Consider the following 13,903-nt stretch of genomic DNA (forward strand, 5'->3'; position numbering starts at 1 on the left):
TCATTCCTGCGCAGGCAGGAATCTTTTAATTCATTTATGTCATATTTTGTTTTTATATAATTACACACCCTTTAATTTCCTTACTTCGATACACTCAGCACAAGCTTTTTAGAGGGGAAACTGTGGAACAAAAAAAGTCCGACTAAACAGCCGGACTTTTATATATCTAAAATGAAATTTTTATCTAATTCATCATCACAATATATTACAAGTCCGCCTGCTCATCATTAATGAAGCGGTCCATTGTTTTTTACAAATTGTGACGAAATAGTGCATTTTATCTATTTTGAAAGTCCAAAGCTAGGGAAATTTTGCGGAAGTTGTATTTTTACCCTGATAATTTTTTACTATGCAACTATCAAGGCTTAAATATTTTGGGCGTTACCCTGACCGAAGCGTCAGGGTCGGGCTTTCACTACTCGCTCTCTGCGAGGAGCTCAAACATGCCGTTCAATCCCTAACGCGGGCCTACCAGCCAGCAAAGTTCAAACACCTAATTACCCTCTTACTTGTGGTGGTATTGTCAAGCACAAGCTGTGCCCAAAAGAAACGTCCCATTAAGGGCGAAACCGAATTTCAGCGAGAACAGAATGCCGAATTTAAAGATGCCTCAACATCCCCATTAAAAAAGAAAGACCTCAAAAATTTTGATGGCTTAAACTTTTTTAAGTTTGATTCCACTTATGTGGTAACAGCCAGTTTTAAACAAACCCCAAGCGAGAAACCCTTTAAAATGAAAACCACAACGGACAGATTGCCCGAGTACATAAAATATGGCGAACTGACTTTCAATATAAAAGGTGAAATGTTTACATTGAACATCTATCAAAACCAAGGGTTGATCAAAAAAGAAGGCTACGAAAACTATCTGTTTTTACCTTTTTTAGACGAAACCAACGGACTTGAAAGCTATGGTGGTGGCCGTTATATCGACGCCAGAATTCCCGAAGGGGATACCATGGTTATTGATTTCAATAAAGCCTACAATCCGTATTGCGCATACAATGACAAATATTCCTGCCCAATCGTGCCGAGAGTCAATTATTTAAAGACTCGGGTAGAGGCGGGGGTTATGGGTTTTGAGAAGGGATGATTTAAAGCATGCCTATTATGTTGCCACAAATGTTTGCAGTATTGATATCAAGTATACAATGTAGGTCCCTTTAGAATATTTTACCCGGAGCTACCAATCCTCAAGGGGTGGCTTTTTGTCTCTCCAAGACCATTCTACATCTTCCATAAACCATCTAAAAGCTTCAATATCAGAAACATTCCAATTTCTAAAACCTCGGACGGTTTCGAACAACCGACTGGCATTTTCCAATGTAGGTTCGTTTAAAACCTGATTCATTTCATTGATCAGGTTCGGAGGTTTTGCATTGCATTTTGACAAGTATTCGTAAAACCACTTATGGTAAGGGAAAAATACGCGATTGTATGCCAGTATTAACCTTCCTGTAAAGAGCACAAGCTGTGATACGGCCCGGCTTTTTGTATAAATATTGCCATGTCGCTCTGCTTCACCCATTAGCCAATGCTGAATAAAACTCATCGAATAGAATTTTCGAATTTTTAAGTCCCGATCGGCTTCAGGATATTTTTGGATAGAATGAACTATACTAGCAAGGTCGTCTACTTTTGTGAAGGCAATGAATGCTTTATCAAATGCCGATCGGGTAGGTTCATTTCCTCTGTCAACCACTTGCCTGAGATAATGCATGTTGATGACTTTGCCATCCACATAGCCACCAGGATAATCTGTTAAGTCCGTTCGGTTGATAAAATAGTCCCCAATTTCTTGTCGGTTTTTATATTCTTCATCTGTAGCAACGATCATAAAATCGATATCTGAATCAGGCCTAGCACATCCTTTGGCCACAGACCCTCCAATAATTAAGGCTAAAAACCGCTCATCGTCCTGATATTCTTGTACAAGAGTACGGATTGCTCGTTGATGATGAGGTAAGACTTCAGTGTACATCGCTTTTCTAGTTTATAGTCTCAATTTTATTTTACTTGAAATGTAAGCCAATGTTACCAAGAATAAGCCCATTTCACTGCATTAAAGCCATAATACACCCATTTGATAATTTATTCGGACAAAGTGAGGTCCTACCTCACCAAAAACATCCCCGCAAAAACCGCCAAAAAACCAATTACAAAACTAGCAATGGTGTACAAAGCAAAACTGGTAAAATCTCCAACTTTTAAAAACACATGGTTTTCATAGGCAAAGGTTGAAAAGGTGGTAAAGCCACCACAAAAGCCTGTGGCCAATAATAGGGTTTGGCTTTGGGTCAGCGTATCATTTTTGGAGGCCAAACCTAGGATAATGCCGATTAACAAACTCCCTAAAATATTGGCTAAAAACGTCCCGTACGGAATGCCACTTTCGGTACTGTTTAAATATTTACCAATAATATAACGCAGCACACTACCAACTCCACCGCCCAGAAACACCAGTAAAAACTGCTTCATTTAATAATTAGTTAAATTTAGGTTCGGACACAAAACCTCTAAAATTGGCATTGTAATTTCCATAAATGTTTAAGCATTCTGTCATTCCTGCTTAGGCAGGAATCCAGTGTTACAATCTAAGTTTGATAGTTTTTTGTCTGCACTTCGACTGCGCTCAGTGTGACACGCTAGTGACATCATTTACTTTACGGCCATATAAATTTCGGTGACCCACTCCGCTGGGTTGGGCTGGGACATCGGGTCAGTAAGGTACACTTCTAGTATTGGGCCATCAGCGGTAAATTCCATCCCGTTATCCTGAACGTATTTCATCCCGGTTTCCCAAGCTTCTTTTAAGTTGTCGTAATCGCCCTTCAGGGTAGTTTTAACGGCTTTAAACGGCTTCAATTGTCCCGTTAAAATATCGGCTTCTGAAGTAATTACTTTTTCCGTAGTAGGCACGCAACAGGAAAACATAGTTGAATTATTTTCCTCATCCCATTTATGGTAATAGGTAAATGGTGCGCCGGCCATTTTAATGTTATTATTCATGGCATACGTATCCACTTTCGGCATCATTTCCTGCATTTTGTTGGCCAATTCGCTAATCTTACAAGAGGTTGTGTTGTAAATATAATAACCCCCACCGTGTTGCGCCACACCATCCACATTGATAGTATATTTTTTCATATCGGCCACCACAACACTATCCAGCTTAAACAGTCCTCTTTCAAAATCAGGACCTGTCATATCCTCAATAGACCCCGCAAAGGTGGTAAACATTTTCGTCATAAAATCTTGTTGGCCCTTCATGTTCCAAGTTACTTTGGTACCTTCATCCGTATCTTCAAACGTCCAATTGATATCGGATTCAGATTCAAAAGGTTTGATAAACTGTATGTGTTGCTCGATAGCTTCACCTTCTCTAATTCCTTTTATCGTCATACTGCCTTCGCCAAGTATCTCGCCATTCCAGCCATAAGTACCATCCACTCCAGAAGTTTTATCGCCATAAGTCAACGTCGCCGATGGCTCTTGTTCAATCCAAGGTGAAAAACTAGGCCAGTTTTTAAAATCGTTCACTTTACTGAACAACAATGACTTAGGTGCTTTTATCACCCTGCTTCTTGAAAAATCAAATTCATTCGGTTGCACTGCAATATAAATGGCCAAACCGATAACAACGATCAGCAAAAGGAATAAAATGTACTTTAAGACTTTCATGTTTTTTGATTTTGAAAATTAGATAAATCAAATATAATCATTTTTCAATTTCGCTTAATAAATTATTACATTTGTTGGTCTAAAATTAAATTTTTGATAGCTAAATGTTACTAATTCTTAAAAATTAATAGTTTTTAGATGTCAGAATTCGGTTTTAGGTTATAATTAAAAAGAAAACTATACACAGATGAAATTAAAATCAATTCTTGGTTTGCTACTGGTCGGCGTTATGCTGATCTCATGTGGCAATGAACCCTCAAAAACGAAGACGGATGACATGGCTACGAAAACATCCGAAACGTTTGATTACGATGTTGAGCAATTTGCAGATATTAAAATTTTACGGTATCAAATCCCGGGTTGGGACCAACTTTCGTTGAATGAGCAAAAACTGGTGTATTATCTGGTACAGGCTGGTTTGGAAGGGCGCGATATTAATTGGGACCAAAATTATCGCCACAATTTGAAGATTAGAAATGCACTAGAAAATGTATATGCAAACTATGAAGGTGATAAGGCTTCCGAAGATTGGAAAGCTTTCGAGGTGTATTTAAAACGCGTTTGGTTTAGCAACGGGATTCACCACCACTATTCCAATGATAAATTGAAACCTGGATTTTCCTCAGATTATTTAAAAACTTTGCTGACTGAAACGAATACTACCCTTGAAGGTGAGCCTTTTGATGTTATTTTCAATGATAAGGATTCCAAAAAAGTGAATCAGTCCAAAGGTGTGGATAATGTGGCGATATCAGCCGTTAACTTTTATGGCCCGGACGTGACCAATGCGGATGTAGCCAACTTTTATAAACAAAAACAATCACCAGATCCTGAAAAGCCTTTAGCTTTTGGTCTGAACTCTCAATTGGTTAAGGAAGACGGTGTTTTGAAGGAGCGTGTGTATAAATCAGGTGGTTTGTACGGACAGGCTATTGATAAAATTATAAAATGGTTGGAGTTGGCAAAAGGCGTTGCCGAAAATGAGGCACAGGGCGATGCATTGGGTTTATTGATCGATTATTACAAAACAGGCGATTTACAAACTTGGGATGATTACAACGTGGCCTGGACAAAAGCGACGGAAGGCAATATTGATTACATCCAGAGTTTTATTGAAGTGTATAACGACCCATTGGGATACAGGGGTTCTTATGAAAACATTGTTCAGATTAAGGATTTTGATATGTCCCAAAAGATGAAAGTACTTTCCGATAATGCCCAATGGTTTGAGGATAATTCTCCATTAATGGATGCGCATAAAAAGGAAAATGTTGTTGGTGTAACTTATAAAGTGGTGACTATTGCTGGGGAAGCTGGTGATGCTTCACCAAGTACTCCAATTGGGGTAAACTTGCCAAATTCCAATTGGATTCGAAAGGCGGTTGGCAGTAAATCTGTGTCTCTTGGAAACATCATCAATGCATACAATAATGCAGGGAGTACTGGTCGATTAAAGGAATTTGTGCATGACCAAGAAGAATTGGAAAATCATGAAAAATATGGTGAGGTGGCCGATAAACTGGAAACCGCTTTACACGAGGTGATTGGTCATGCATCAGGACAGTTAAATCCAGGTGTAGGGGAGACGAAAGAAACCCTCAAAAATTATGCTTCAACGTTGGAAGAGGGAAGGGCAGATTTGGTAGCGCTATATTACATGTACAACCCAAAATTACAGGAGCTAGGTTTGACGGATGATTGGAAGGCCTTAGGTCGCGCTTCGTATGATGCATACATTCGCAATGGATTAATGACCCAGTTGATCCGATTAAATTTAGGGGATGATGTTGAAGAGGCTCATATGAGAAACCGACAATGGATTTCTGCTTGGGTATTTGACAAAGGCCAAAAGGATAATGTGATTGAAAAAGTGACCAGGGACGGTAAAACCTATTTCGATATTAAAAACTACGATAAATTACGCGAGCTGTTCGGGCAATTACTTAGGGAAACCCAACGTATCAAATCGGAAGGCGATTATAATGCCGTAGAAACATTAGTGGAAACCTACGGGGTGAAAGTAGATCAAGTTATTCACGCCGAAGTTTTAGAGCGTAACAAGCAGTTTAAGTCAGCGCCATATAGCGGATTTGTCAATCCAGTTTTAATTGCGGATGAAGAAAATGGCGAAATCACAAAAATTAGCGTAGCTCAACCCAAAACCTTAGCGGAGCAAATGCTGGATTATTCAAAACGTTACAGCAACCTTCCAGAAGTAAATTAGGAAAGAAATAGCAATGTGTAACAAGGCAGAGTCTTAAGCATTAAGGTTCTGTCTTTTTATTGACACTAAAAAGTAACAGAAGTAGGTTAATTAAAATTAAGAGCGAAATAATTAAGATGAGTTCCATAATGTCTTAATTGTATTTTTAAGTACATCGAAAAGACTTTATTTTGTCATCAACTACTTCATCAAGGCTCCGTTTTGTTGTTTACACTAAAAACTAACAATAAAATGTTTATGATAATTAGAACACTGATTATCAATAGAATTTTCATATTGGTGTAGTTTAGTTATTTACTAGATGCACCACTTTTAAAATGGTTGCGTGAAATAGTTTACTTTTTTATAAAACAGTTACTTTTTATTTTTTCCCAGTTTGTTTTTTGGCTTTTTTTTCACTGGGATGCTTCAAATTATAAAGGATGGCGAATTGAATGAGCTTACCCTTGCCGACTAGTTTTAGTTTCTTCCGAATATTTTTACGATGGGTTTCCTCGGTTGAAGAGCTTAGCTCTAATTTCTTTGCAATATCCAATGAGGATGCACCATTGCCTATTAGTTTTAAAACCTGTACTTCCCGCTTTGTAAGGTTGTCAATATCATAGGTTGAATCCAATGTGCTCAAAAAGACAATGAGTGAATTTACCGTGTCTTTATGAGGGGTTATGGATTTTGTAGCTTTTAAGATCATAATGATATCCTTTTTTGAAAGAAAATAACCGTTCTTTTTTAAATCGTTTATGGTGCGGATAATCTCTTTGTATGCTGTCATTTAAAACATTAATATGATAACATAAACGTAAATCATTTATGAGTATAAAAAAATCCCCATTACAGGGGATTTTTTAGGTTTTTGGCCAAGATCATTTGACCAAATTTGGTTAATTAATATTTCACAATGTGTTTGGTTATTATGCCTTCAGTTGTTTTCAATTGAAGAAGGTACATACCTGAATTTAAACCGCTGATATCCAAAACGGTATTTTCCGTTTTTAAAGGCTGTTCTCGTATTTTTCGTCCATTGGTGTCAAAGATTGAAACCACTGCTTCCTTGTCAATATTATTTAGTCTTACATTAATAAAATTTGATGACGGATTGGGGTAAACGGCAAACCGTTCTTTGTCGTTTTCATCTATAGATAAACTGGTATCAATAAGTAAAGTGATATTTGCCCTATTGATTACCAAATCAGGAACTAGTGTATTTGTAATCTGGCAGTAGTACACTCCGCTATCTGATGCTTGCGCATTAGTAATTGTGTAACTGCTAGCATTTGCGCCACTAATCGCTACGTTATCCTTAAACCATTGGTATACATCTCCAGCACCTTTGGAGTTTTTAAATTTATTGTGGCGTGTGTCATCAACAGTAAGTGTGATATCATTACCTGGAAGAAACTCCAAATCTTGCTCCACATCTTTTGTGCGCTGGGGGTTGTAAAAAAAGTTTTGGTAGCTGTGGTTTAGAACCATTGGTTCCAGGTCATTAAAATCAAAATAGTTCCCAGTTATACTTAGCGTTTGATTTCCTATGGCATCTATAAACTCCTGGGGAATAGTCCCTTCAAATTCATTGTCAGAGGCCAAAACATCAGTTATTGAAGCAAGTTCTTTTGGAATTGTTCCCGTAAGACCACAACCCACAATACGAAGCCGTTGAAGGTTGGGCAGATTAAACAATTCAGGTTGAAGAGGTTGGGTAAGTGGTATTTGTGTAAGATTTAACCACTCCAAATCTTGAAGATTAGCAATTTGAGGTGGAATACCATTCGGTAATCTTAAAAGGTTTGATTCTTGGGCACCTAAAAAGAGAGTTTTTAACTTTGTTAAATTCCAGAGTTCGATAGGTATATCACCAGAAAGGTCTTCAAGAAAAAAATCTAGTGATGTCAATTCTGTCAAATCGCCTATTTCAGGGGGTATTACTCCAGTTATTGGGCTATTGCCCGTAATTCTTAGTTCAGTAACTCGATCTGTAACGGGGTCAAAGGTAAGGTCATTGTTGGGAGACCAACTATATATTGGCTTTGTAGTATCCCAATTGATATCATTAAGGGCATTGTAAACAGCTATTAGGGCATCATAGTCGGGATGATTTGATGGGAGGTCTCCTAGCTTGAAAAATTCACTTCTCAAAGTTAGGCCGGGGATTAGACTGCTTGTGGCATCATAATAGTAAAACCATTTGAAGTTGTCTACCGTATTGACCGTAACGTTAATACTCATGCCGCTTCCAATATAACCGCCGTCACTTCCGTCTGCGTTAATTCTATACCAGTCGTAAGTATTTTGAGAACCACTTACATTCGTGTTAAACGTCCTGGAACTTCCCACCGCTACGGCCTCATCATAGCGCTCGCCTATATTGTTTTGGGGTGAATAGACAAAATCAAGACCGGATGTTCCTGTATACGTACTAAAGTTAGGTTCTAAGTCGCCAAATTGAAAATTATTATTATCAATCCAAAAATAGTTCAAAAGGAGTAGGGTGGTGAAATTTGGAATAGGTCCACTAAATTGGTTTCCAGATAAAACGAGGACATTCAAGCTAGCAAGATTGGTTAGTTCTTGCGGAATGCTTCCTGAAAAACTATTAAAACGCAAATCGAGCCATAAAAGGTTGGACAGATTACCTAATTCCTTTGGAATTTCACCCGATAACCCCCAACTGCGCAAATCGAGGTACTCTAGTTTGCTGAGGTTCCCAATTTCGGCAGGGATAGTTGATGTTGAACTAAAGAAGCTAACTTCGTCAGGAATATTCAGAGTGACCAACTCTTGTAAATTTCCTATTTCTGGGGGTAAATTAGGCCAAATATTGTTGTTGCTTAAATTGATTTGTGTTACATGGTTGTTCTCCACGGTAATGCCATACCAGGTTGAAACAGGATTAGAGGTGTTCCAATTAGTATTATTAGTCCAATTGGCGCCGTAAGTAGCATTGTAAAAAGCAACCAAAGCATCCCGCTCAATTTGTGGCACTTGGGCATTTAGGCTAGAGTTTAGAATAAAGTTAAGGGATAGGAGGAGTAATAATCGCTTCATAACCAGAGGGATTTTAAGAATTATTGTTAATAGCTTCTCAAACCTACTTAAATATGCGACAAAAAAAAATACCCATTTCTGGGTATTTTTATGCTTTTCGTCGAAAAGTTTGTCGATGAATGGTAAAACGCCGATGTACAAAATTGTATTCGGCCTTTTTAAATTACTGAGTCACTATTCCAAATAATTATAAATCTTAGATTTATTGATAAAGTGGTATTTTCAATCCGAAGAAAACATCTGTGGTTTGTGCTGTGTCCGAAATCAAATTGGTAAAAACTGAACCTGAACCCACCATCAAAGGACCTAAGCGAAGGCCTGCACCCCAAGCCAAATCGCCATATTCTCTAAAGCTTACAGGGGAAAAGATACTGAACCATTTGGTTTCTAACCTTGGTGAAATGGTAACGGTATTTATGATACTATTTGTACCCACGACATTTTTGTCAGTTAATGATAAATTGCCTTGAACGCTTAAGTACAATTTGTTCTTAATTTGGTAATCCATCAAAAGTCGTAAAGCCGTTGGAAGCTTGATTTTTTGTGAAGCCATACTTTCGGTAAAGGTATAATTGTCGTCCAAAAATTGCTCAACGTCCTCATCTTCATTAAAGGTCGATGCATCTGCCGTGGCATTTAAATTGTATGCAGTAATGGTACTTTCTTTATAGTCTATAGACCCTATATCCGTTATTGCCGCACCAAATTTGAATTTGTACTTATTTTGGCTTCTTTGTGTTAACGAATCTTTCACTTTGTGAGGGCGAAATTCGTAGGTAAAACCAATATCTGCTCCAAATCCAGAAGTGAGGTTTTTAAATTCAATATCGTCATTATCAAAATCCTGGCTTGTACCATAGGATAATGTACCAGTAGTAGCCAAGGTCTCGTTAGTAGCATTGTAATCTCCAGTAAAACTAGGGCTGTTGACGAAAACTCCACCAGCTCCTTGCAGGTATTTGAGGGATACACCTCCCTTAAGGAAATGTTTTTCGGTATCCATTAAAATACGTCCGTACACCAAACTAATTTCTGCCCAAGCATGGATTGTACCGGTTAAATCTTTGGAATTGAAGCTGAAATCTTCATTGGTATCAAAACTATCGGAAAGGTTTTCGTATAGCTCCCCGCTGATGTTGTGAATGTTAAATACGGCCCTTACGCGACTCACTATACCAATACTGCTTTTAGGAGAAATGTTAAACATAAACGAAGGCCCTAAAACATCAGCATTTACAAAGAAGTTATTAGCATTAGTTGGCATTTTTTCCACATCGGTTTCAAAATCAAAACCATCATCAGCATTGATAATATCGTTTAAGTTAATACCGAAATAATCGCTACCGCCAAAAGCACTGACAGATATTAGGTTGATATCAGCCTTGTATCTAGAATCCACTGCATTGGATGGGTTAAATGTTAGGCCGTGAACACCAGCATAATTATCGGCTGTTAAACCTACATAACTTTGGGAGAAGGAAATGGAGTTTCCAAGAGCCAAAGTAAATAAAACAAGAAATAATTGATTCAAATTTTTCATATGGTGAGAATTTATTATAAAATAGCTCCCAAATATATGAAAAGCCTGTGCACAATCGGAATACCTATTATTGGGTATTTTTAGTGCTTTGGTCGAAAAGTTTATCGATGAATGGTTGCAGGTTTGTGCATTTACCATTTTTCTGAATTATCCCAAGTTTGATCATCAATCATTTTTTAGTAAGCTTATAAATTAATTTTAATGACAATGTCCCTGCATATCTATCAAAATAATAAGTGTTGTCCGATGTGTCAATGCTACTTATAGATGTGCCATTTTCCATAATTTCTGAGTCTTTTAGGTTTAGCAGGAAATCCTTTGGCTTTCTGTATGAAATCAGTTCATAGGCCAAACCAATAGCCACGTTTCTATCGAAGTTGTATGAGATGCCTAGTCCGCCACTAATTTTTTGATTAAAAATGCTTCCCGTTTGGGCCTCACTAAGCGTGACCAAATTTACAATCCCAATTAAACTCAAGCCCGATGTTGTATGCAATTGACCTATTTCCTGTCCATCTTTGTCTAAATACCGAAATGTCTTCTCTTTATACAGTAAGGGGACGGAAATCACAGTTGAAAGCACAAAACTCCCTTTTTGTGCTTCATCAACAATTAGTGTATTGTCAATTGGAGAAATTTGTGCCGTTTGAATAGTCTCGGTACTAATATTATAGCCCAGGCTTAAACCAAAGGAAACGTTTTCATTAATGACGCCATATTTTGATTTTGCATTTTCTACCGATAAGTCCTCGGGGTTGCCGTCTTTTTTTTGAACGGTTATTAAATCACTGTTATCCGGAATTAACATGGTTTTTTCCTGAGCAGTTAAATTGAAAAGAATAAAAAATGAAATACCAAATCCTATTTTGTGATATAAATTTTGCATGAGTATTGGATGTATTGATTAATTAGTCCAAAACTCTTAAAATCAGAGGTGCTATAACATACCCAATATTGGGTAAATTCTAAAATTTATACTTTCTATCCAAGGCATAGCGCAACAATTCACCCTTACCTTGTAGCCCCAAAATTCTTGCCATGTTTTTACGATGTGTATCCACAGTGTGAATCCCTATAAAAAGCGTATCTGCAATTTCACGGGAGGTTTTGCCCTGCGCAATCAATTCTAAAATCTCAATTTGCCTTTTGGTCAGGGTACCCTTGGTTTTGTTGTTAGAAGAGGTTTCTAAATTATTTGTATTGATGTTGGCATCAAAATAAGTGTCTCCACTGTGTACTGATATAATAGCTTTATGCACTTCCTCAAGTGATGAATTTTTAAGGATGTAACCAGAGGCTCCAGCTTCCAGCATTTGCTGAATGGCCTCCGTTTGGTCAAACATGGTAAAAGCTAGAATCTTGATGTTTGGATGGGCTTTTTTTAAGCGTTTGGTAGCTTCGATGCCATCCAGTTTTGGCATTCTTATATCCATTAGTACCAAATTGGGTTGTTTTTTTTCTACAATCTCCATTAGGGCTTCCCCGTCATTGGCAGTACCCACAATGGAAATTCCGTCCTCATAGTCCAACAATAATTTAATGCCATCAATTAGGGATTGGTGGTCTTCTGCAATTGCGAGTCGTATCATATAGGAATATCAATTATAATAGTTGTGCCCGTTCCAAGATCAGATTCTATGGTCATGCTACCATTAAGGTGTTCAATGCGTTTATCAATACTACTGATGCCCATACCTTTGTTTTTGGTAGTAACTTGACTCGGGTTAAAGCCTTTACCATTGTCTTCTACCATAATATTCAAAGTTTCATCGTGATTAGTCAGGTGTATTGTGGACTCTGTGGCTTCGGCATGTTTTATCACGTTAGTAATCAGTTCTTGTATAATTCTAAAAATGGTCAATTCCAAGCTGTTCTCCAAGCGTTGTTCCAATCCATGATCTACGACATCCACCGTGATTTTGTTTGAGGCAGAAATTTTATCGGCCATATTTTGAACGGCAATTAACAGTCCTTGTTTGGCAATTACACCAGAGTTTTTGGCATGCGCAATGGATCGTATTTTTTGATATGCATCGTCCAAAAGGGTAGTGGTTTTGTCAAATAGTTCTGGGGATTGTTTATCCTTCAGGGCGTTAAAGTGCAGTTTTACGGTTGCCATCAACCCACCAAGATCGTCATGCAGATCGTCCGCGATACGTTGGCGTTCTTTTTCCTGGCCCTCGATCATGGCATCGATGCTTACGAGTTCCTGTTCTTTAAGCACTGTGGCCAATTTTTGGCTCTCCAAAACTTTCTCCTGTTCGGCCAGTTTTTGTTTTTTGCGTGTGTTTTTTTGGAGGAGGAAGGCGGTGATACCCCCGAACAGGATGAATGCTATTGCTCCTATTAGCCAGTTTTGACTTTGCTTACGTTTGGACTCTACTTCAAGGTTATCAGCGCGTAGTTTTTCGTTATCGTATTGTTCTTTTATTTTTACTATTGATGTTTTTTGTTCTTTTGTTTTTAAGCTGTCTACTAAGGCGTTATAGACTAACAAGTATTCATAAGCTTTTTTATAATTTTTAAGTTTGAAATTAATTTTTGATAAATTTTCTTTTACAAAACTTTTTTTGGAAACTATTTCTGATTGTAGTTTTATGCTATCAGCCTTTAAATAGTACTTCAAGGCTTGATTATTTTCGTTCAAATTTTGAAAAGCACTGCCAATATTCAAGTAGTTTACAAAGAGCTTGCCATTGTTTTTTAAAAACTGAGATTGTTTCCTATAATAAAAAAGAGCTGAGTCTGGTTTATTTAAAAATTCTGAAAATATAACACCAATATTATTATATATATTAGGTAATAATAAACTATCACCCTTATCGAAATTAAAGTTTAGTGCTTCTTTGTAAACCAGTAGTGAATTTTGAGCATCTTCGTTTAGTAAATGGTAGTTTCCCACTAGAAATTTATGTTTGATTTCAAAAGATTTCTTGCCATAAATACGCGCTTTTTTATTTAGAATATCTAAAAAATGTTTATTGTAAGGATTTTTGTTTTCATAGTCATAAGTTTGTGATAGCTTTTCTAGGCTTTTTAAAACAGTAATAGTGTCATCAGTATTTTCGGCAATTTTTAGGGCACTTAAATATGCCTTAAATTTCATCGAATCATTATCAATTTTATTATAGTAAATGCCTTTTAAATAGTTAAACCTAGCTATTCTTATTGAATTACTTCGTTCCTTAATATCTATTTTCCCTATAGATATCAGAATAGAATCTTTGTAACTTTTCTTTATCCGATAGATAAGTCTTAGCCACTCTTTTTCATTTTTATCATGGGTGTTTAATACTTTAGAAAAAAGCCTTTTGGACTCGTAGTTTTTACTAAGATAAAAAAAAGTAGAATCGCTTTGTTGAGAGTAACAAAGCGATTTGATGCAAGAGAAAAATAAAAAGACTAAAATTGAT

11 protein-coding genes are annotated in these 13,903 nt (G+C 37.1%); 2 read left to right on the forward strand and 9 right to left on the reverse strand.

The window, feature by feature from the left end:
- The first annotated feature begins 349 nt into the window (after positions 1-349).
- A complete protein-coding gene (locus ACFSR8_RS16110) occupies positions 350-1,093 on the forward strand; it encodes a DUF1684 domain-containing protein (protein ID WP_380293912.1) in 744 nt (247 codons plus the stop codon).
- A 90-nt stretch (positions 1,094-1,183) separates the two neighbouring features.
- On the opposite strand, the gene ACFSR8_RS16115 is transcribed toward ACFSR8_RS16110, so the two are convergent.
- The 3 genes from ACFSR8_RS16115 to ACFSR8_RS16125 form a co-directional block, all read right to left on the reverse strand.
- On the reverse strand, positions 1,184-1,981 hold the full coding sequence (locus ACFSR8_RS16115; protein ID WP_380293914.1) for a nucleotidyltransferase domain-containing protein: 798 nt from the start codon (positions 1,979-1,981) through the stop codon (positions 1,184-1,186).
- 131 nt (positions 1,982-2,112) lie between these two features.
- Positions 2,113-2,478, reverse strand: a complete 366-nt coding sequence (gene crcB / locus ACFSR8_RS16120) for a fluoride efflux transporter CrcB (RefSeq protein WP_380293916.1) — start codon at positions 2,476-2,478, stop codon at positions 2,113-2,115.
- A gap of 180 nt (positions 2,479-2,658) precedes the next feature.
- Positions 2,659-3,681 (reverse strand): SRPBCC family protein, encoded by a 1,023-nt coding sequence (locus ACFSR8_RS16125; RefSeq protein ID WP_380293918.1) that lies wholly within the window; start codon positions 3,679-3,681, stop codon positions 2,659-2,661.
- Between the two features lie 187 nt (positions 3,682-3,868).
- On the opposite strand from ACFSR8_RS16125, the gene ACFSR8_RS16130 reads away from it, so the two are divergent.
- A complete protein-coding gene (locus ACFSR8_RS16130) occupies positions 3,869-5,905 on the forward strand; it encodes a dipeptidyl-peptidase 3 family protein (protein WP_380293920.1) in 2,037 nt (678 codons plus the stop codon).
- A gap of 361 nt (positions 5,906-6,266) precedes the next feature.
- Here the strand turns inward: ACFSR8_RS16130 and ACFSR8_RS16135 are convergent, their stop codons facing one another.
- From ACFSR8_RS16135 to ACFSR8_RS16160, 6 genes are all read right to left on the reverse strand, one after another.
- Positions 6,267-6,677, reverse strand: coding sequence for a LuxR C-terminal-related transcriptional regulator (locus tag ACFSR8_RS16135; protein ID WP_380293922.1), 411 nt, complete (start codon positions 6,675-6,677; stop codon positions 6,267-6,269).
- A gap of 113 nt (positions 6,678-6,790) precedes the next feature.
- Entirely contained in the window at positions 6,791-8,950 is a 2,160-nt protein-coding gene (locus ACFSR8_RS16140; protein ID WP_380293924.1) for a T9SS type A sorting domain-containing protein, read from the reverse strand.
- 202 nt (positions 8,951-9,152) lie between these two features.
- Positions 9,153-10,490 (reverse strand): DUF5723 family protein, encoded by a 1,338-nt coding sequence (locus ACFSR8_RS16145; RefSeq protein WP_380293926.1) that lies wholly within the window; start codon positions 10,488-10,490, stop codon positions 9,153-9,155.
- A 169-nt stretch (positions 10,491-10,659) separates the two neighbouring features.
- Complete coding sequence (locus tag ACFSR8_RS16150; protein ID WP_380293928.1) at positions 10,660-11,376, reverse strand: hypothetical protein; 717 nt, start codon at positions 11,374-11,376, stop codon at positions 10,660-10,662.
- A gap of 79 nt (positions 11,377-11,455) precedes the next feature.
- Entirely contained in the window at positions 11,456-12,079 is a 624-nt protein-coding gene (locus tag ACFSR8_RS16155) for a response regulator transcription factor (protein WP_380293930.1), read from the reverse strand.
- The gene (locus ACFSR8_RS16160; protein ID WP_380293932.1) at positions 12,076-13,596 is read right to left on the reverse strand and encodes a tetratricopeptide repeat-containing sensor histidine kinase; all 1,521 of its coding nucleotides are present in this window, start codon (positions 13,594-13,596) and stop codon (positions 12,076-12,078) included. Before ACFSR8_RS16160 ends, ACFSR8_RS16155 begins: the two co-directional genes overlap by 4 nt.
- Between the last annotated feature and the right edge of the window lie 307 nt (positions 13,597-13,903).

This window comes from Hyunsoonleella rubra (assembly GCF_042684665.1).
Lineage (GTDB): Bacteria > Bacteroidota > Bacteroidia > Flavobacteriales > Flavobacteriaceae > Jejuia > Jejuia rubra.